Below are 19,506 nucleotides of genomic sequence, written 5' to 3'. Positions count from 1 at the left end.
GTCCCGTCTGTCCCGAAGCATAACCGGCGCGCAGAGGGGTTCATACGCTTCAAAAAGGCTCCAAAATTGGGCATTCTTCGCATGTGGTGACCTTGGATGTACGGCCCCAGCTGATCGACGCACTTTCCGCACTGCGCGACCGTGTCGCCGCCGTGCGTCTGCCACTGCCCCTCACCGGGGCACCACGCGCCCGGCAGACCCGGGCCGAGCTGCTGGCGCAGCTCGACGACTATCTGCTGCCGAGGCTCCGGGACCCCGAGGCGCCCCTCCTCGTGGTCGTCGGCGGCTCCACCGGGGCGGGAAAGTCCACGCTGGTCAACTCCCTTGTGGGGCGGCGGGTCAGCGAAGCGGGGGTGCTGCGCCCCACCACACGTACCCCCGTACTGGTCTGTCACCCCGAAGACCACCACTGGTTCGCCGGTATGCGGGTGCTGCCCCATCTCACCCGCGTCTGGCTGCCCCAGCAGGAGGAGGACCCCGGAGCGGGACCCGGCGGCGACGGCCCGCCCGGCGCGGAGCAGAACGCGCTGCGCATCGACACCGCCACCGCGCTGCCCCGCGGGCTCGCCCTGCTCGACGCCCCCGACATCGACTCCCTCGTCGTGGAGAACCGGCTGCTCGCGGCGGAGTTGATCTGCGCCGCCGACGTGTGGGTGATGGTGACCACCGCCTCGCGGTACGCGGACGCCGTGCCCTGGCACCTCCTGCGTACGGCCAAGGAGTACGACGCGTCCCTCGTCACCGTCCTCGACCGGGTACCGCACCAGGTGATCGACGAGGTGTCCAGGCAGTACGGGGCGCTCCTCAGGCGGGCCGGGCTCGGCGACGTGCCCCGGTTCACCATCCCCGAGCTGCCCGAGTCGGCCGGCGGCGGGCGCGGGCTGCTGCCCACCACCGCCGTCGCGCCGCTGCTCGCCTGGCTCGCGCACCGGGTGCAGGACCCGGCCGCCCGCCAGCAGGCCCTGGTCCGTACCGCCGCCGGGGTCATCGACTCGCTCAACGCGCGCATGCCGGCACTGGCGGGGGCGGTCGCCGCGCAGTACGCCGCCGCCGTACGGCTGACGGGCGCCGTGGAGGACGCGTACGCGGCCGAGGGGGAGCGGGTACGCCGCCAGCTCCAGCGTGGCGCCGTCCTCGCCGGGGACGCGCGCACCCGGTGGCGGAGCTACCCCCGCGACAGCTCGGCGCGGGAGCTGCTCGACTCGCTCGTGGAGAGCCTCGGCGCGCTCCTCCAGTGCGCCGTGGCCGCCGCCGAGGAGCGCGTGGAGGCGGCCTGGCGCCACGAACCGGCCGCCGGGGCACTCCCCGCGCCGACGGCCGACGGGGAGGCCGTGGAGCGGGTCGGGATGGCCGTACGCCGCTGGCGCCGCGTCCTGGAGGAACTGGCCGACGAGGAGGTACGGCAGCACGAACGCAACGCCGCACCCGACGTGGAGACGGTGGCCGCCCTCCTCGCGGCGGCCCTCCTCGGCGGCCGGCGGGCCCGGCTCGCGGGGGAGCGGCTCGCGGAGCGGATCGGGGCTCAGGGGGCGCTGCGGCTGCGCGACCGGGGCGGCGAGCTGATGACCACGTACATCGATCGCGTACTGCACGGAGAGCGCGACCGGCGGCTGGCGCCCCTCGACGCACTTGAGGTGAGCCCGGAACCGCAGGCCGAGTTGATCGCCGCGCTGTCCGTACTCCAGAGGGAAAGGTGATCCAGGTGACCGACGCGAAGGACACGAAGGACGCGCAGGGCGTGACGGACACGGAGGACGCGCAGAAGGACGGAAAGGGTTCCAAGGCGTCGAGGGCGTCAAAGGAGTCGAAGGTTCCGCGGCGGACCAGGGGCTTCAGAAAGGATCCCCACGGCTCCGAGGAATCCCGGAACTCCGGGGGTTCCGGGGATTCCGGGGATTCCGGGGCGGAAGCCTCCCGGGAGAGCGCTCAGGAGGCCGCTCCGGGGACCCTTCCGGACGCCCCGGGGCCGGGCGGTGAGGCGCCCGCCGGTTCCGCCGGCTCCTGGGACGACGGACTGATCGCCCGGCGCGCCGCCGGGAAGGGCGCCGCGGAGGACCTGGCGGACCTGGAGGGCTTGGAGGGACTCACCTCTTTCGAGGAGCTGGACGGCCCGCCCGGCGCCTCCGCGGGCGGCAGCGGGGAGCACACCCCCATCGGTGGCGCCTACAGCGGGCCGCTGCGGGCCAGGCTCGACGCGCTGGGCGAGCTGGTGGGGCTGTCCAGGACCCGCGTCGAGGGCACCGTCCTCGCCGAGGCGGGCCGCGTACTTGACGAGGCGGCGGCCCGCCGGCGGCTCTCCGCGTTCCACACCGTCGTCGCCATCGCGGGCGCCACCGGCAGCGGAAAGTCGACGCTGTTCAACGCGCTGGCCGAGGTGCCGATCTCCGAGACCGGCCTGCGCAGGCCCACCACCTCCGCCCCCATCGCCTGCGTCTGGTCCGACGGCGCGGCCGGGCTGCTCGACCGGCTCGCCATCCCCGGACGGCTGCGCCGCAAGCCACTCGCGGGCGGCGACGGCGACGAGGAACTGCACGGCCTCGTCCTCGTCGACCTCCCCGACCACGACTCGGCGGTCGTACGCCACCGGGACCAGGTGGACCGGGTGCTCGCCCTCGTGGACGCCGTCATCTGGGTCGTGGACCCCGAGAAGTACGCGGACGCCGCGCTCCACGAGCGCTATCTGCGGCCGCTCGCCGGGCACGCCGAGATCACCTTCGTCGTCCTCAACCAGATCGACCGGCTCCCCGGCGACGCCGCCGACCAGGTGCTGGACGATCTGCGCCGCCTCCTCGACGAGGACGGCATGGCCCTCGGCGAACACGGCGAGCCGGGCGCCACCGTCCTCGCCGTCTCCGCGCTGACCGGACAGGGCGTGGGCGAACTGCGCGACCTGCTCGGACGATTCGTACGGGAGCGTGACGCCGCGGTGCTGCGGATCACCGCCGACGTGGACGCCGCGGCCCGCAAACTGCGCTCCGCGTACGTCGCCGAGGGGCGCGCCGGGCTCGGGGAGCGCTCCCGCGAGCAGTTCACCGACCGGCTGGCCTGGGCGGTCGGCGCCGTCGCCGCGGGTGAGGCGGCGGAGCGCGAGTGGCGCAGGAACGCCGGGCGCGCGTGCGGCACACCGTGGCTGCGCCTGTGGCGGTGGTACGAGCGGACCCGCACCCCGGGCGGCGGCGCGGCCCCGGCCGCCCCGGTCGTCGTCGAGGACGAGCTGACCGCGCGCCAGCGCGTCGAACAGGCGGTGCGCACGGTCGTGGAGGAGGCGTCGGCCGGGCTGCCCGAGCCGTGGGCGCACTCCGTGCGCGAGGCGGCCGTACGGGGCGCGGAGGGGCTGCCGGAGGAACTGGACGAGCTGGCGGTGACGGCGGGCCCGCCGCCGGGACGGCCGGCGCGCCCGGCCTGGTGGCCCGCCGCCGTCCTGGCCCAGGCGGCCATGACCCTGGTCCAGATCTTCGGCGCGCTCTGGCTGGTGGGCCAGATCATCGGCGTGCTGGAACCGGGACTGCTGCCGCCCGTGCTGGTCATGCTCGCCGGGATCGTCGGCGGTCCGTTCGTCGAGTGGGCGTGCGGCGCGGCGGCCCGGGGGCCCGCGCGGCGGTACGGGCAGGACGCCGAGCGGCGGCTGCGGGAGGCGGCGGCGGGATGCGGACGGGCGAAGGTGCTCGACCCGATCTCGGCCGAGCTGATGCGCTACCGGGAGGTGCGGGAGCAGTACGTCACGGTCTCCCGGGGCGGCGGCTGAGCCCGGCGCGGGTCATGAACGGGGGCTGCCGTCACTGGATCGGGTGACGGGGTTTTCCACAACTGACAGGTAATACACAGGCGTCAGCACATTCTTTCCGTCCGGTCCAGCATGGGATCAGTCGAATGCGGCCGGACGGGAGGCAGATTATGAACGACACGGTGGTAACGGTGGTGGGGAATGTCGCCACAGGGGTGGAATTCAGGGAGTCGGAGACGGGCGGGGCCGCGCGGTTCCGATTCGCGGCCACCGCACGCCGCTGGGACCGGGCGCGCGGCGCGTGGACGGACGGGCCCACGAGCTTCTACACGGTGTGGGCGCGGCGGACACTGGGAGTCAACCTGGCGGCGTCGGTCGCCGTGGGTGAACCGCTCGTGGTGCACGGCAGGCTGCGGGTGCGGGAGGACGAGTGGGACGGGCAGCGCCGGACGTCCGTGGAGATCGACGCGGTGGCGGTGGGCCACGACCTCAGCCGGGGCACCTCCGCGTTCAGGCGGCTGACCAGGACGGCCCCGGCCCTGACCGAGCGTCACGGACCGGCGCCGGAGCGGCAGGGGACGGGCCAGGAGCCGCCGGGGGAGGAGGCGCGGCACGGGCCGCCACGGAGTGCGCCCGACCCGGTAGCCGTCCCGACTCCCGTTCCCTGAGGGGCGGTTGTGGAGATTTTTCGATACTCTCGGTCACCTCTCATGTGTGAATCGGCCACTGGATAACGATTCCGATTCGGAACGGGTGCCCCGGGGCTTGGGCGCCTTCCGCGGTTCTTGGCGTCCATAGGATTCACGGGTACTCACTGGGCACTTGAGTCTGCAGGCGAGGCAACCCCCCACGCGTTCCGCGCGAAAGTGCCTTGCCCGAAGGGGAATTCTGTGTTTTCTGCGATATCTGAGTCCTCCGCGCGGCGGCGGGTCGTGGCTCGTCTCGCCGCCGCGGTTCTCGCTTCGGGTCTGGTGGCGCTGACCTCGCTGACCGGTGCCGGTACCGCCGTGGCCGACGACGGCTCCCACTACCAGGGGGGCGCCGCCGCGACCCTCGACGGGCTGAAGACCTACGACGAGGCCGTACTCCATACGGACGGCAAGGAACAGCGGTTGCCCGCCGGGCTGTTCGAGATGACCGTCGATGGTGGCGGCAAGCTCAAGACGTACTGCATCGACATCCACAACCCCACTCAGGACCAGGCGAAGTACCTGGAGACCCCCTGGGCCGAGACCTCGCTCGGCGCCAACCCGGACGCGGGAAGGATCCGCTGGATCCTGGAGCACTCCTACCCCCAGATCGACGACCTCGCGGCGCTCGCCGAGACCGCGGGAACCGGCCCGCTGACCCAGCGGACCGCGGCGGCCGGCACCCAGGTCGCGATCTGGCGCTACTCCGACGGCGCCGACGTCGACGCGAGCGACCCGGCGGCCGAGAAGCTCGCCGACTGGCTGGAGAAGAGCGCGCGGGACAGCGCCGAGCCCAAGGCGTCGCTCACCCTGGAGCCCGGCGTCATCTCCGGCCGGGCCGGTGAGCGGCTGGGCCCGGTGACCGTACGCACGGACGCCGCCGGGGTCACGGTGACCCCGCCCGCCGACGCCGCCGCCACCGGCATCCGGATCACCGACAAGGACGGCGCCCCCCTCGCCACCGCGGTCAACGGCACCGAGCTGTACTTCGACGTGCCCGAGGACACCGCCGACGGCACCGCCTCCCTCGGCGTACAGGCCACCACCTCCGTGCCCGTCGGCCGCGCCTTCGCCGGGGTGACCAGGAGCCAGACCCAGATCCTCGCCGGTTCCAGCGACTCCACGGTCTCCGCGACGGCGACCGCCAACTGGGCCGCGGGAGGGCCGATACCCGCGGTCACCGCGCGCAAGAACTGCGCCAAGAGCGGGGTCGACATCACCGCCGACAACGAGGGCGACGAGCCCTTCGTCTTCGAGATCGCCGGCGAGGAGCACACCGTCACGCCCGGCGGTTCCACCACGGTCGTCGTCCCGGTCGGCGAGGACGAGACGTACGGCATCACCGTGACCGGTACCAACGGCTTCTCGAAGACCTTCGACGGCGTCCTGGACTGTGTGACCACCGGCGACTCCGACACCGTCACCCAGCAGGCGTCCGGTCAGCCCGTCCCGCTCTCGGCCGGCGGCTCCTCGACGGGCGCCGCCGCGACGGCCGGCGCCACCGGCGCCGTGACCGCCACCGGCGACCTCGCCGAGACCGGCTCCTCCGCCGCCACCCCGGTCATCGCGGGCGTCGCGATCGCCCTCGTCCTCGCCGGCGGCGGAGCCGTCTACTTCCTCCGCAAGAAGAACGACCCTGCCGGAGAGTGAGCGGCCGGAGAACGAACGGCCGGTGAGTGAACGGCGCAGAGTGAACGGCCGCGGGCCCTGAGTGACCCGCCGCAGGTGATGGCCCCCGGGACGCGCGGACGTCCCGGGGGCCATCCTCGTGCCGCCACGGGGAACCCACCGGCGTACGGGCCCGGACGGCCGTGCCGGCGCTGTCCGCGCAGCGGTACTGGTTTCCTTCGGGGGATGGACGTACGGCAAGATGGGGTGTATCTGCCCTCCCGCGGCGGAGCCGCACATTGGCCCTTCTCGATTGCCGGACGGTTTCTCTTGGCTGAGTACATCTACACGATGCGCAAGGCGCGTAAGGCGCACGGCGACAAGGTCATCCTCGATGACGTGACGCAGAGCTTCTTGCCGGGTGCGAAGATCGGTGTGGTGGGACCCAACGGCGCGGGAAAGTCCACCATCCTGAAGATCATGGCCGGTCTGGAGCAGCCGTCCAACGGCGACGCGTTCCTGACCCCGGGGTACACCGTCGGCATGCTCCTCCAGGAGCCTGAGCTCGACGAGTCCAAGACCGTGCTGCAGAACGTCCAGGACGGCGCCGCCGAGATCATGGGCAAGCTCAACCGCTTCAACGAGGTGGCCGAGCTGATGGCGACGGACTACTCCGACGCCCTCATGGAGGAGATGGGTAAGCTCCAGGAGGACCTCGACCACGCCAACGCGTGGGACCTGGACACCCAGCTCGAACAGGCCATGGACGCGCTCGGCTGTCCGCCCGGCGACTGGCCCGTCACCAACCTGTCCGGTGGTGAGCGCCGTCGCGTCGCGCTCTGCAAGCTGCTGCTCGAAGCACCCGACCTGCTCCTCCTCGACGAGCCCACCAACCACCTGGACGCCGAGTCCGTGCAGTGGCTGGAGCAGCACCTCGCCAAGTACCCCGGCACCATCGTCGCCGTCACCCACGACCGGTACTTCCTCGACAACGTCGCCGGGTGGATCTGCGAGGTCGACCGCGGCCGTCTCCACGGCTACGAGGGCAACTACTCCAAGTACCTGGAGACCAAGCAGACCCGCCTCAAGGTCGAGGGCCAGAAGGACGCCAAGCGCGCCAAGCGGCTCAAGGACGAGCTGGAGTGGGTCCGCTCCAACGCGAAGGGGCGCCAGGCCAAGTCCAAGGCCCGTCTCGCCCGTTACGAGGAGATGGCCGCCGAGGCCGACAAGATGCGGAAGCTGGACTTCGAGGAGATCCAGATCCCGCCGGGCCCGAGGCTCGGCAGTGTCGTCGTCGAGGTCGAGAACCTCTCCAAGGCGTTCGGCGACAAGGTCCTCATCGACGACCTGTCCTTCACACTGCCGCGCAACGGCATCGTCGGGGTCATCGGCCCGAACGGCGCCGGCAAGACCACGCTGTTCAAGATGATCCAGGGCTTCGAGGAGCCGGACTCCGGCACCATCAAGGTCGGCGACACCGTCAAGATCAGCTACGTCGACCAGGGCCGCGGCAACATCGACCCGAAGAAGTCGCTGTGGGCGGTCGTCTCGGACGAGCTGGACTACATCAACGTCGGCCATGTCGAGATGCCCTCGCGCGCCTACGTCTCCGCCTTCGGCTTCAAGGGCCCGGACCAGCAGAAGCCCGCCGGGGTGCTCTCCGGCGGTGAGCGCAACCGCCTCAACCTGGCGCTCACCCTCAAGCAGGGCGGCAACCTGCTCCTCCTCGACGAGCCGACGAACGACCTCGACGTCGAGACCCTCTCCTCGCTGGAGAACGCGCTGCTGGAGTTCCCGGGCGCGGCCGTGGTCGTCTCCCACGACCGGTGGTTCCTGGACCGCGTCGCCACGCACATCCTGGCGTACGAGGGCGACTCCAGGTGGTTCTGGTTCGAGGGCAACTACGAGTCGTACGAGAAGAACAAGGTCGAGCGGCTCGGCGCCGACGCCGCCCGCCCGCACCGGGCCACCTACAAGAAGCTCACGCGGGGCTGAGATGGCGCGTCACTTCTACAGCTGCCCCCTGCGCTGGTCGGACATGGACGCCTTCGGGCACGTCAACAACGCGGTCTTCATCAGCTACCTCGAAGAGGCCCGCATCGACTTCATGTTCCGGCTCGCGCCGGGGGACGGCTCGCCGTCGTTCTCCGGCGGGTCCGTGGTCGCCCGGCACGAGATCGACTACAAGCGCCCGCTCGTCCACCGGCACCAGCCGGTGACCGTCGAGTCCTGGGTGACGAAGATCAACGCCGCGTCGCTGACGATCGCGTACGAGATCAAGGACGGCGACCAGGTGTACGTACGGGCCTCGACGGTCGTCGTGCCCTACGACCTGGAGGCGGCCAGACCCCGGCGGATCAGCGCCGAGGAGAAGGCCCACCTCCAGCGTTACCTGGACGACGGCGACGACCGCGCCGACAGCAACGACAGCGACGACGGCCATGAGGGCAGCCGCGCCGACGGCAGGGACGACGACGGCAAGGACGCTCTCGCGGCATGACCATGCCAGTCAGAACCCTGGAGTTCGCCGACGCGCGGGAGGCCGCCGACCTCGGCGCCTTCCTCGCCCGGCTGATCCATTACGACCGTGCCGCCGCCGTCCGGCTCCAGGCCGGCGGCGGGGCCGCGGGCGGCGGAGCGCTCGCGGTCTTCGGCCGCCCCGCCTCCTTCGAGGTGCTGGCCATCCGTACGGCCCGGCTCGGCGCCCCGTACGCCCCACGGGCGGAGGCCCCGCTGGACGTCACGGTCTCCGCCGGGGAACTCCTGGACGCCATCGACGCGGGCTCCGCCGAGGACACCGCGCGCACGGCGGTCGTGCCGGCCGCCGTCACCGGTCCGCCGTGGGCCGGGGTGCTGCCGCCACGCGGCGGCTGGCGCCAGGTGGCCGGGCTCCCCGGCGCGGAGTCCGTCCGGCGCGCGCTGGCCGTGGCGGTCGCGGAGTTCCGCGCCAGGGACGAACAACTGGCGCCCGGCGACCGGACGCGCTCCGCGCGCGACCGGATCGGCCGGGAGATCTGGTCCCGCACCCTCGGCGACACCCATCTGCCGCTGCGCGCCGTGCACGCCGCGCAGTCGCTGGGCTTCCTGCGCCCGGTGCGCGCGCTGGTGCCCGCGGGAGCCGCCCCCGAGGAGCCGTGGGCGCTGCTGGAGTCCGGCGGCTGGCTCCGGCTCCGTACCCCCTTCGGCTCGATCGCGGTACGGCGGTCCGGACTCGGCGGTCTGACGGTCACGCCGACCTGAGCCCGCCCTCCCGGAGGGCGGGCTCAGGCGGGCACGGGCCGGGACGGGCCCCGGGCCGGGGCGGTCAGCCGGCGGTGTTCACCATCGAGGCGGCGGCGTACGTCATGTAGTCCCAGAGCTGCCGCTCGTGCGCCTCCGACAGCCCCAGCTCGTCCACCGCCACCCGCATGTGCCGCAGCCAGGCGTCGTGCGCGGCGCTGTCCACCGCGAACGGGGCGTGCCGCATCCGCAGCCGCGGGTGGCCTCGCCGGTCGCTGTAGGTGCGGGGGCCGCCCCAGTACTGCATGAGGAAGAGCGCGAAGCGCTCCTCGGCCGGGCCCAGGTCCTCCTCCGGGTACATCGGCCGCAGCAGCGGGTCCTCCGCGACCCCCTGGTAGAAGCGGCGGACCAGGCGCCGGAAGGTCTCCTCGCCGCCGACCTGCTCGTAGAAGGTCTGCTCCTGAAGCGTGCCGTGCGGAATATCGTTCACCCGTCCATCGTCTCAGACGCGACGGCCGAGGACCCCGGTCCTAGGACCAGCCGTCCCCATGGGACCCGGGACCCGGGACCCGGGCCCGGACTCCCACGGCCCCCGGGCCCAGACCACCGGCCCCGTACCGCGCGGGTCCGCTCGCTTCCCGGGCCGTCAGCCAGGACAGTGGAGAGATGGGCGCACACCGGGCAGAGCCGTACGGCCCCGACGACGCGGCCGCCGCCGAGGCGCGCGCCGGGCTGGTCCGGGAGATCGCGGTGACCGGCGCGCTGGACGATCCGGCCTGGCGGGCGGCGTTCGAGGAGGTGCCGCGCCACCTCTTCGTGCCGTACTACTTCACCAGCCGTCCCGGCGGCTGGGACCGGCTCTGGAACGGCGACCCCGACCCCGGGCGCCGCCGGCGCTGGCTGCGCGGCGCGTACGCGGACGCCCCGCTCGCCACCCGGGTCCGCGACGGCGAGCTGATCTCGTCCAGCAGCCAGCCCTCCCTGATGGCCAGGATGCTGGTGGAGCTCGACGTACGGGACGGCCACCGCGTCCTGGAGATCGGCGCGGGCAGCGGCTACAACGCGGCCCTGCTCTCCCACCGGGTCGGCGACGCGAACGTGACCACCATCGATCTGGAACCGGAGATCACCGAGTCGGCCCGCACGCATCTCGCCGCGGCCGGATACCGGCCCGCCGTCATCACCGGCGACGGGGCGCGGGGCTGCCCCGGGCGCGCGCCGTTCGACCGGATCATCGCGACCTGCACCCTGCCGTCGGTGCCGCAGGTCTGGACGGCGCAGTGCCGCCCCGGGGCCCGGATCCTGGCTCCGCTCGCCACCGGGCTGATCGCGCTGGAGGTCACGGACTCGCCGCACGGCCGGTACGCGGAGGGGCGCTTCCTGCACACCTCCGCCTACTTCGTACCGCTGCGGGGCGTTCCGGCCAGGCGGGCGGGCACGTACCGCTCCCTCGGCGGGCTCCCGCGCCGCGCGAGCGAGAACGATCTGTTCCGCTTCCTGCTGACCCTGACCGCGGGCCGGCTCGATCCGCGCGAGGCGCTCTCGCTCTGGGAGCGCGAGCGGCGCCCGGAACGGGAGCGGTACGGCGTCACCGTCGGCGAGGGCGGCCAGTGGGCCTGGCTGGACGACCCCGCGGGCCCGTACGTCTGGCCGCTCGGGCAGACGCACGGACCGGGGACCCGAGGGGTCAGTCGCGGCGGATCGTGATCGTCGTCCAGGCGCCGACATGCACCCGGTCACCGTCCTTGAGCGGGACGGGGACGAAGGGCTGTATCGGATCCTCGGCGCCGTTCAGCGTCGTGCCGTTGGTGGAGTTCTGGTCGACGACCGCCCAGCTCCCGTCCGGCTGGTGCACCAGGACCGCGTGCTGGTGCGAGACGCCCGGGTCCTCCGGCGGCACGGACAGATCGATCTCGGGGGACTCGCCGGTGGAGTGCCGGCGGCGGCCGATCGCGATCTGGTTGCCGGTCAGCGACAGACGCTGCTCGGGGGAGTACGCGGGCAGGTTCAGCCCGGTGGCCTCGGGGCCGCTGCGCTGCATCATCGCCATGAAGTAGTCACGGTCGGGACCGATGACCGCCGTCCAGGTCGCCGGGCGCTGGTACTGCGGCGCCGCCTCGTGCCGCTGGGACTCCTGCGGGCCCTGTGGCGCCGGTGGCTGGGAAATCGAGGACGAGGGCGGCGGCAGCATCCAGTCGTCGTCGCTCTGCCGGGGTCCCGGCGGGGCCGGGGGAGCGGACGACTGCTGGAAGATCGGCGAGACCGGCAGCTGCGACGCGCTCTCCTGCTGGTACGGCGACGGCGCGCCCTCCTGCTGGTAGGGCGGGGGCGACTGCTGCTGGTACGGCGACGGGTGCGGCGGGCCCGGCTGCGGGTAGTCCGGCTGAGGGTAGTCCGGACGCGCGTAGTCCGGACGCGCGTAGTCCGGCACGGGCGCCGGCGGCGCGGAGGCTCCGCCGGGCGGCGCCGACTGGTCGGGCGACAGGGGCTCCGCGGGCCGGTTGAGCTGCGAAGGGCGCGAACTCTGGTACTCGAACGGCTCCTGCGGCCGGGACGGCGGCTGCGCCTGGAAGCCGGGCGGCAGATTCAGCCCGGTCACCGGGCCGCCCGCCCCGCCAGGAACGCCGTGGCCGCCAGGACCGCCGTGGCCACCCGGGCCACCGAAACCGCCGGGGTTCTGGTGCTGCGGGGCCAGCGGGGTGTACGACGTCGCCGTGTTCGTCAGGAAGTTCCAGCGGCACTCTTCGCAGAACGGCGCCATCTGCTCCCGGGGCGTGCGGCACTGCGGGCACAGCTCCGCCTGTCCGGTGGCGTCGGCACCGCCCGGCGGCGGATAGCCGTAGCCGGGCGCCGGGGGCGGTGGGGGAGGCGGCGGCGGGGCGCCGCCCACCGGGGCGCCGGGGCCGGCCATGCGATGGCCACAGACCTCGCACCAGTCCTCGGAACCCGACTGGTGTCCGTTCGGGCAGGTCGGCATGTCGGCGCTTCCTCCTCTCGTCCGGCCCTCGGGCCGCGTTCTCATCGGGCCCGCAGGCCACTGTCCGGTCCGGCCACGGGGCCGCTGCCGGCGGTCATTTCTTGACGCGAACCGTCTTGGTGGAGCGCGTTTCGAGGGTCATCTCGTCCGCATCCGCGACTTTCGCCTTCAGTCGCACAGTACCTGTCGCCGCGTCGACCACGTCCACCACCTTCGAAAGCAGTTTCGCGGTATCCGCGTTCCCGGAGGACGCGGCGAGCTGGACGGCCCGTCCCAGCTTGGCGGTGGCGCCGTCGAAATCTCCCGATTTACGGGCATCCAGGCCCTGTTGGATGACCTGGGCCAGCTCGGCCTGGCCCGTGTAGTGGGCGACCTGGGGGTTGATCGAGGTGGAGGCGGCCATGTCGTCCGTCCACACCGCCCGTACCAGCCCCTGGGACAGCACCTCCGGGGAGCCGCCGCCCGGCGCGGGCAGGATCAGCGAGACCCGCGCGGCCAGCATCTCCTGGCCGATGCCCGCCTCGGGGACCCGTACGCACACGTGGTAGTCGCGGGACTCGTCGCCCCAGGAACCGGTCGGATAGTCCCCGGCCCGCGGCCCCGACTCCGTACGCCTGCCGGTCAGTTCCTCGACCGTCGGTGCCACCTGCTTGACGAAGACGATCTCCACGCCGACCGGCGTCCAGAGCCGCAGCGCGACATCCGCGACCTCCTTGCCCATCGCGTTCTCCATCATCCGCGTGAAGTCCACGGCCAGCCCGGCCGGATCCGCGACGATGTCGGCCGTCCCGAGCAGCGCGGAGGCGATCGCCGTGACCTCCTTCACCTCCCAGTCCGTACCGACACCCCGGGCGTCACAGGTGAACCGGCCCGCACAGCTTTCGAGCGCGGCCCGCAGATCCTCCGGCGACTCGTGCTCGTTGCGGCCGTCGGTGAGCAGGATGCCGTGCCGGATCGCCACATCGGCCGAGGCCAGCAGCCGGTCGGTGAGACGCAGCCAGGTGCCGATCGCCGTACCGCCGCCCGCGCCGAGCCTGCGCAGCGCCTCCTTGGCCGCCGCCCGGGTGCGGGCGTCGGCGACCGCCAGCCGTCCGTCGCCGGGGTAGACCTCCTTGGCCACATGCGTACCGGCGACGATCGCGAAGGCGACACCGTCGCGCAGCGTGTCGACCGCGGCGGCCGTGGCGTCCCGCGCGTTCCGCATCTTCGTGGGCGGATAGTCCATCGAACCCGAGCAGTCGACCATGATCACCACGGCCGCGTTCGGGCTCTGCCCGGGGAGGGTGGCTGAGGCCGGCGAGGCTCCCGCGAACGTCACGCCGCCGGTGGTCCCGCCACCCGTCGACGTGACCGTGACGATCGCGTTGACCTCCCGCCCGCCCTCCGGCAGATAGGCGTTCTGGTACACGTCGACGGAGAACTGCGGCACGTTCGACTTGGAGAAGTTCGCCATCTGTATCGGCTCCTTGACGCTCCACACAGCGGAGATCCGTGGGAGAAGTCGGTGAGTGAGATCGGTGGGAGAAGAAAAGAGTCAAGGGGAGTCAAGAGGTGTCAAGAGGTAAGGGAAGCGCGTGAGGCGCGTACGGCGGGTGCGGTGACGGCGCGGGCAGCGCGGGACCCGCACCGCGCTCAGGCGGATCCTGCCCCTTGCGGTGGTACGGCGAACGGCACGACGGCCACTGTTACGTTGTCGTGGCCCCCGCCGTCGAGCGCGTGCCCGACCAGCACCTGGGCGGCGTGCAGCGGGCGCTCCGCCGCATCGGCGGGCAGCGCCCGCGCCATCTCGTCCGCGCCCTCCGCGTAGTTCCACAGCCCGTCCGTGCAGACCACCACCACACCGGGCCGGTCCGGCTTGAACGACGCCGTGTGCGGCTCCAGTTCGTACGCGTCGGCGCCGAGCCACCCCGTGATCGCGTGGGCGCGCTCGTCCGCGTACGCCTCCGCCTCGCTCATCAGCCCCGCCGCGACCATCTGGGCGGCCCACGAGTCGTCCTCGGTGAGCCGGGCGGGCGGTCCGCCGCGGTCGTCGGGGACCCAGTACGCCCTGCTGTCGCCGATCCAGCCGATGACCAGCAGCCCGTTCGCCACCACCGCGCCGACGATCGTGCAGGCCGGCGCGTTCTGGTGGTGGTGCTCGTGCTCCGTGGCCACCGCCCCGGCAAGGGAGTTGACGGCCTCGGCGGCGGCCACGATCGCGTCGTGCATCGCCTGCTGCGGATGCGTACCGCGCTCCAGGGCGCCGAGCAGCGACTCGTTGGCCGACGACGACGCCGCGGCCGACGCCTCGTCCGGACGGGTCGCCGACGACACCCCGTCGCAGACGACCGCCACCACGGCGGGCGAACCGTCCGGCAGGGCGGCCGACGACACGGCGAACGCGTCCTCGTTACGGTGATGGCGCAGCCCGCGGTCGCTGACCGCGGCCACCGAGCAGAGCTCCTGCTCCATGTGGTCGCGTTCGCGCGGCTGGGCGTGGCCGCAGTTCTCGCAGTAGCCGTCCGTGTCGACGCGGCCCGCGCGGCAGGCGACGCAGATCTTCACCCCGGCCGGCGCCGCCACGGCGCCCCTGCGCGGATCGGCCGACGGGACCGGTGGGGGCTGCGGTGCCGACGGGGCCGGCGACGCGGCGGGGACGGGCGGTACGGCGCTCACCCCCGCGGGCGCGGGGAGTTCGAAGTCGCCCGGGTGCTCGGGCAGCCGCGACCCCGTCGAGTCGACACCGGGCACCTCCTCGGGCAGATGGACCGGTACGGGCGTGCCGGAGCTGTCCACGCCGGTCGCCGGGGGCCACTCCACCCCGCCCACCGGTGCGCCGGGGCCGGCCGGAGTACCGGGAGCGCGCGGCTCCGTCCGCCCCGCGCCGTGCATGACCAGCGTGGGGTGATCGTCCGGGCGCTCCCTGACGGCCGACAGGTCGTAGCCGCATCCGCCGCAGAACAGGTCGCCGGACTCCAGCGGCTCCTCGCAGCTCGGGCAGGTCGGCTGGTCGGCCGACCGGTGCATCTGGGACATCAATCACACCCACGTCCGGGGGCGGAAACGGTTGGCCCGCTCCACCAGTTCGATCCTCTCCTCGCCGGGCTCAGCGAGCCGGGCGAGTACCCGGTACGAGCGTTCCAGTCCAAGACGCAGACCACGCTCGTCCAGTTCGCTGCCGAGCAGCGCGCTCCGGGCGGGACCCGACCCCGGTCCACCGGAGAGTACCCAGTCCAGAGCGGTGCCCAGAACCTCCGTCGACAACTGCTCGCGCCGGACGGCGTCCAGATCGAACTGCTGGAGCGCGGAGACCTGCTGCGCCGCGGCCGTCAGATCGTCGATCAGCGCCGGCTCCGTACCGAAGCCCCGCCCCTGCCCGGACGGTTGACCCGGGCCGGGGGCGACGGCGGGCGCGGGCGCCGGTACGCCCCGCTCGCGCAGCCGCGCCCGTACGGCGGCGACGCGTGCCGCCGTGTAGTGGATCGACGCCTCGGGCACCGACTCCAGGGTCCGTACGGCGCCGGTCCGGTCCCCGGCGGCGAGCTGCACCCGCGCCAGCCCGAACGCCGAGCTGACGTAGCTCGGGTCCGTCGTCCACACCAGACGGTAGTACTCGGCCGCGTTGTCCAGTTGACCCAGCACCTCGGCGCAGACGCCGAGCGCCAGCTTCGGCGCGGGCTCGCCGGGGAACGCGTCGTAGATCGCGTCGAAGGAGAGCGCCGCGACCTCGTGGTCGCCGCTCGCCAGCGAGGCGATCCCCCGGTACCAGACGACCCGCCAGTCGTCCGGGCGGCGCTCCTCCAGTACGTTCAGCGCCTCGGCGGCGGTGGCCAGTTCGCCCATCTCCAGCCGGGCCCGCAGCTCGCGCAGCCCGCGCTCCACGGAGTCGGTGGGAGCCGCGGCCAGCGCGGTGATCAGCTCGGTGGGCGCGGAGGCCAGCAGACCGGCGAGGAACCCGGCGTTCGGATCGTTCGGGTCGACCCGCGGCACGGGCAGGGCCAGCGCGGTCGCCGCCGCGTCGAGCGGCGCGAGCCGGGGCGCGCCGCTCCCGCCCGCGGGCGCGCCGAAGGCGGCTTCGGCGGGCAGGGCGGACTGCGCCGCCTGCACGGGCAGCGCGGGCAGCGCGGGCAGCGCGGGCGCCGGTGGTCCCGCGGGCGCGGCCGGCAGCGCGGCCGGGTCGAGGCCGCCGTACCCGGCGGCGCCCGGTCTGGCGCCCGGAGCGGGCAGCGCGGCGGCGGCAGTGGCCGGGCCACCCGCCCGGCCTGCCTCACCCGCCCCGGCCGCCGCCTTGACGCGCCGGCCGAACAGGCCGCCCTTCGGCTCCGCCCGTACCCCCAGCCGTGAGACGTCCTCCGTCAGCTCCGCGAACAACTCCGTGTCCGTGACCCTCAGTTCCGGGCCGAACAGCGTGGACAGCGCGGGGCGAGGACGTCCCGTCTGGAGTGCCACGACCTCCCGCAGCACACCCGTGAGCTGCTCCGCCATCTCCTGGGCCGAGGAGAACCGCCGGGCCGGATCGGGGTCCGTGGCCCGTACCAGCAGCCGGTAGAACGACTCGTACGTACGGAAGACGTCGATGTTGTCCGGATCCGGGAGCGAGTCCGCGAACACGTTGGTGTAGCCCTGGAAGTCGAACGTCAGCACCGCCAGGGTGCGGGCGACCGTGTACAGGTCGGAGGCGACCGACGGACCGGTCTCGGCGACCTCGGGGGCCTGGTAGCCGACCGTGCCGTAGATCGCCGACTCCTCGTCGTCCATCCTGCGGACCGCGCCCATGTCGATCAGCTTGAGCTGGTCCTCGGTCTGGATCGCGTTGTCGACCTTGAAGTCGCAGTACAGCAGGTTCCGGCTGTGGAGATGCCCCAGCGCCTCCAGCGCCTCGATGCCGTACGCGCACGCCTGCTCGACGGGGAGCGGGTCGCGCTTGCCGGCGCTCGTACGGCGCTCGTTGGCGATCTCCTTGAGCGACTTGCCGCCCACGTACTCCATGACTATGTAGCCGTCCATGGAGCCCGTGCGCTGGTCGAGGTGTTCCACGAAGTTGTAGATGCGGACGATGTTGGAGTGCTCGATCTCGGCGAGGAAGCGCCGTTCGGAGATCGCCGCCTCCATGGCGTCCTGGTCGCCCGTGTCCAGCAGGCCCTTGAGGACCACCCAGCGGTCCGACACGGCGCGGTCGATGGCCAGATAGACCCAGCCGAGACCGCCGTGCGCCAGACACCCCACGACCTCGTACTGGCCGTGCACCACATTGCCCTCGTGGAGCTTGGGCACGAAAGAGTACGGGTGCCCGCACTTCGTGCAGAACCCTTCCGTACGGCCCGGGCGGTCACCGCGCGCGCGGCCCACCGGCGCCCCGCAGTCCGAGCGCGAGCAGTATCGCTTGCGCTCCGGCACCTCGGGGCGCTCCATGACGGCGGAGCGCGGATCGGGGCGCGGCACGTCCGGCACGGAGACCAGGCCCGCGCCCAGCCTGCCCCGCCCCGAGGCGCTGGTGGAGGAGCCGGAGCTGCGGACCGAGACCGACCGCGACGACACCCGCCCCGAGAGCGAGCGGGAGAGCCGGCCCGAGACGGACCGGCGGGAGGTCGAGGACCGGGAGGAGCGGCTTGTTGACGAGCGCGCCGAGCGCGCCGAGCGCGCAGAACGCGACGAGCGCGAGGAGTCCCCGCTGCCCGAGCCCTTCCCCGAGCCGCCCCCGGAGCCGCTGCCGCCCCGGCCGCCGCCGGTGATGCCCGTGGGCGGCGAGGAGAGCGAGCCGTTGGGGGAGACGACGGGGGCGAGACCGCAGGTGTCGCAGTACAGCTCACCGCCGCCCATGTCCTCGTACGAGCCCTCGCAGCCGGGGCGCTGGCACGCCGTGTTCCCGCTCATCCGTCCCCCTGCTCGCCTGCTGTCATGCCGCTCTCCGTGCCGGAGCCGTTCACCCTCACGCGCCACCCCCGCGGTCGGCCGGCCCCGGCGGGCCGGGCACGAGGACGTCCGCCGCGGCCCGCTGGTACCGCAGGACGGCCTGCTCGGCGACGCGCAGATCGCAGGGCGCGCTCCACAGCATCCGGCGCGCCGCGTCGTACCGCTCGATCAGGAAGGGGTCCTCGGCCATGCCGTGCCGGGCGACCTTCGCCTTGTACGCGTCCAGCCGGCCGCGCAGTTCGGCGCGGACCGCGAGCGGCGCCGTGACCGCGGTCAGGGACTCGCGGGCCCGCAGCAGTTCGTCCTCCGCCTCCCGCTCCAGCGACTCCAGGAGCGGCGAGAGCCGGTGCCACTGGGCGTGCCTGCGGTACTCCGCGGCGGCCGACAGCCGTTCGTGGAGCACGGTCGGCGGACCGCTCACCGCGGGCACCTCGGAGGCGGCGATCTTCGCCAGCACCTCACCGCGGGCCGTGCGCGCCTCGGCGAGCGTACGGTCGGCCCGCGACAGCACGTCGCGCAGCCGCATCAGCCGCTCCTCCGAGTCCTGGCGCACCCGCAGGACCGCCTCGATCTCGCCGCGCACGTCCTCCAGCGCGCGGGCCGCCCGGTCGTACCGCTCGGTGTCGGGCCGGCCGCCGCCCGGGGCCGAACTGCCGGGCGCGGGGCGCCAGAAGGCCAGCGGGTCGGAGATCACCTGGGCGCGGAGCGTGGACAGCTCGTGGGTGATCGACTCCAGGTCGTCGCCCGCCGGATGCTCCCCGGGCCGTACGCCCACGGAGTGCGCCAGCGAACGCGTGCGCTGCAGCTCCGCGGAGAGCAGGTCGATCCGGGCGGGCAGCGCCGACCACACGGAGTCCGCGGTCACGACCATGTCCAGCGAACTCGCGTACAGCTTGTTCATCCGCGTCACCAGCTCGGCGAGCGTGAAGTGTTCGGAGAGCCGGGCCGGGCCGGTGAGGTTCGGCAGCGGCCGGGCGGGGCCCGCGACGGTGACACCCCGGCCGCGCAGCGTCTCCGTCAGCTCCACCAGATCGTCGCGGTTCGGCCAGCGACGCCGGGCGCGCGCCTCACGGGCGCCGGTCAGCGCGGCGGTGTAGCTGTCGAAGTACGACCAGAGCAGGGTGATCGCGCCTTCGGCGGTGGCCCAGCGGTCCTTCGTGACCCCGGTCAGCTCCGCCCCTTCGAGAAGGCGGCGCCCCGCGTGGTCCTGGAGGGCGAGGAGCGAGCTCTCGATCGCCTCGTGCTCCGCTTCGAGGCGCGCCAGGGCACGGTCCACCTCGTCCCGGTCCATCACCGGTCCCGGTGGCCTTCCCGTCGCCTCGGGAAAGGAGCCCGTGCTGCCCATCGATCACCTCTCCGCTCCGCCGTACGCCGCCGTGGCGCGTGCCTGCCGGCGC

Annotated in this window: 14 protein-coding genes; 8 read left to right on the top strand and 6 right to left on the bottom strand. The window is 73.3% G+C overall.

The window, feature by feature from the left end; translation table 11 throughout:
* Positions 1 to 92 precede the first annotated feature (92 nt).
* The 7 genes from ACFXKG_RS07530 to ACFXKG_RS07500 all read left to right on the top strand — a co-directional run bounded on the left by ACFXKG_RS07530 (position 93) and on the right by ACFXKG_RS07500 (position 9,261).
* Positions 93 to 1,697: a dynamin family protein gene (locus ACFXKG_RS07530; protein ID WP_384834500.1), complete on the top strand. Its 1,605-nt coding sequence runs from the start codon at positions 93 to 95 to the stop codon at positions 1,695 to 1,697.
* Positions 1,694 to 3,745: a GTPase gene (locus ACFXKG_RS07525; protein ID WP_384833876.1), complete on the top strand. Its 2,052-nt coding sequence runs from the start codon at positions 1,694 to 1,696 to the stop codon at positions 3,743 to 3,745. The genes ACFXKG_RS07530 and ACFXKG_RS07525 overlap by 4 nt, the downstream gene beginning before the upstream one ends.
* Positions 3,746 to 3,894: 149 nt before the next feature.
* Entirely contained in the window at positions 3,895 to 4,392 is a 498-nt protein-coding gene (locus tag ACFXKG_RS07520) for a single-stranded DNA-binding protein (RefSeq protein WP_384833873.1), read from the top strand.
* Between the two features lie 222 nt (positions 4,393 to 4,614).
* Complete coding sequence (locus tag ACFXKG_RS07515) at positions 4,615 to 6,063, top strand: LAETG motif-containing sortase-dependent surface protein (protein WP_384833870.1); 1,449 nt, start codon at positions 4,615 to 4,617, stop codon at positions 6,061 to 6,063.
* Positions 6,064 to 6,351: 288 nt separating this feature from the next.
* Positions 6,352 to 8,016 (top strand): energy-dependent translational throttle protein EttA, encoded by a 1,665-nt coding sequence (gene ettA, locus ACFXKG_RS07510; protein ID WP_384833867.1) that lies wholly within the window; start codon positions 6,352 to 6,354, stop codon positions 8,014 to 8,016.
* Position 8,017: 1 nt separating this feature from the next.
* On the top strand, positions 8,018 to 8,521 hold the full coding sequence (locus ACFXKG_RS07505) for an acyl-CoA thioesterase (protein ID WP_384833865.1): 504 nt from the start codon (positions 8,018 to 8,020) through the stop codon (positions 8,519 to 8,521).
* Positions 8,518 to 9,261 (top strand): hypothetical protein, encoded by a 744-nt coding sequence (locus ACFXKG_RS07500; RefSeq protein ID WP_384833862.1) that lies wholly within the window; start codon positions 8,518 to 8,520, stop codon positions 9,259 to 9,261. The genes ACFXKG_RS07505 and ACFXKG_RS07500 overlap by 4 nt, the downstream gene beginning before the upstream one ends.
* A 64-nt stretch (positions 9,262 to 9,325) precedes the next feature.
* Here ACFXKG_RS07500 and ACFXKG_RS07495 read toward each other — a convergent pair whose 3' ends face one another.
* Positions 9,326 to 9,730, bottom strand: a complete 405-nt coding sequence (locus ACFXKG_RS07495) for a globin (protein WP_382887757.1) — start codon at positions 9,728 to 9,730, stop codon at positions 9,326 to 9,328.
* 176 nt (positions 9,731 to 9,906) lie between these two features.
* On the opposite strand from ACFXKG_RS07495, the gene ACFXKG_RS07490 reads away from it, so the two are divergent.
* On the top strand, positions 9,907 to 10,947 hold the full coding sequence (locus ACFXKG_RS07490) for a methyltransferase domain-containing protein (protein ID WP_384833859.1): 1,041 nt from the start codon (positions 9,907 to 9,909) through the stop codon (positions 10,945 to 10,947).
* Here ACFXKG_RS07490 and ACFXKG_RS07485 read toward each other — a convergent pair.
* The 5 genes from ACFXKG_RS07485 to ACFXKG_RS07465 all read right to left on the bottom strand — a co-directional run bounded on the left by ACFXKG_RS07485 (position 10,928) and on the right by ACFXKG_RS07465 (position 19,454).
* Positions 10,928 to 12,217 carry an FHA domain-containing protein gene (locus ACFXKG_RS07485; RefSeq protein WP_384833856.1) on the bottom strand — a complete coding sequence of 430 codons (1,290 nt, stop codon included), beginning with the start codon at positions 12,215 to 12,217 and terminating at the stop codon, positions 10,928 to 10,930. The genes ACFXKG_RS07490 and ACFXKG_RS07485 overlap by 20 nt on opposite strands.
* A gap of 94 nt (positions 12,218 to 12,311) precedes the next feature.
* On the bottom strand, positions 12,312 to 13,670 hold the full coding sequence (locus ACFXKG_RS07480; RefSeq protein WP_384833853.1) for a VWA domain-containing protein: 1,359 nt from the start codon (positions 13,668 to 13,670) through the stop codon (positions 12,312 to 12,314).
* 179 nt (positions 13,671 to 13,849) lie between these two features.
* Positions 13,850 to 15,232: a protein phosphatase 2C domain-containing protein gene (locus tag ACFXKG_RS07475; protein ID WP_384833850.1), complete on the bottom strand. Its 1,383-nt coding sequence runs from the start codon at positions 15,230 to 15,232 to the stop codon at positions 13,850 to 13,852.
* Between the two features lie 3 nt (positions 15,233 to 15,235).
* Entirely contained in the window at positions 15,236 to 18,070 is a 2,835-nt protein-coding gene (locus tag ACFXKG_RS07470; protein WP_384833847.1) for a tetratricopeptide repeat protein, read from the bottom strand.
* Between the two features lie 55 nt (positions 18,071 to 18,125).
* The gene (locus ACFXKG_RS07465) at positions 18,126 to 19,454 is read right to left on the bottom strand and encodes a hypothetical protein (RefSeq protein WP_384833844.1); all 1,329 of its coding nucleotides are present in this window, start codon (positions 19,452 to 19,454) and stop codon (positions 18,126 to 18,128) included.
* Positions 19,455 to 19,506: the final 52 nt, after the last annotated feature.

It is taken from the genome of Streptomyces sp. NPDC059255 (genome assembly GCF_042752355.1).
GTDB lineage: Bacteria > Actinomycetota > Actinomycetes > Streptomycetales > Streptomycetaceae > Streptomyces.
The sequence above is the reverse complement of the archived record's forward strand: the minus strand, read 5'-3'. Positions and strand labels throughout refer to the sequence as shown.

Excerpts from the sequence above, each read along its gene's own strand:
- ACFXKG_RS07520 (WP_384833873.1), top strand. The coding sequence starts at position 3,895 with ATGAACGACACGGTGGTAACGGTGGTGGGGAATGTCGCCACAGGGGTG.
- ACFXKG_RS07505 (WP_384833865.1), top strand. The coding sequence starts at position 8,018 with ATGGCGCGTCACTTCTACAGCTGCCCCCTGCGCTGGTCGGACATGGAC.
- ACFXKG_RS07500 (WP_384833862.1), top strand. The coding sequence starts at position 8,518 with ATGACCATGCCAGTCAGAACCCTGGAGTTCGCCGACGCGCGGGAGGCC.
- ACFXKG_RS07490 (WP_384833859.1), top strand. The coding sequence starts at position 9,907 with ATGGGCGCACACCGGGCAGAGCCGTACGGCCCCGACGACGCGGCCGCC.
- ACFXKG_RS07485 (WP_384833856.1), bottom strand. The coding sequence starts at position 12,217 with ATGCCGACCTGCCCGAACGGACACCAGTCGGGTTCCGAGGACTGGTGC.
- ACFXKG_RS07480 (WP_384833853.1), bottom strand. The coding sequence starts at position 13,670 with ATGGCGAACTTCTCCAAGTCGAACGTGCCGCAGTTCTCCGTCGACGTG.
- ACFXKG_RS07475 (WP_384833850.1), bottom strand. The coding sequence starts at position 15,232 with ATGTCCCAGATGCACCGGTCGGCCGACCAGCCGACCTGCCCGAGCTGC.
- ACFXKG_RS07470 (WP_384833847.1), bottom strand. The coding sequence starts at position 18,070 with ATGAGCGGGAACACGGCGTGCCAGCGCCCCGGCTGCGAGGGCTCGTAC.
- ACFXKG_RS07465 (WP_384833844.1), bottom strand. The coding sequence starts at position 19,454 with ATGGGCAGCACGGGCTCCTTTCCCGAGGCGACGGGAAGGCCACCGGGA.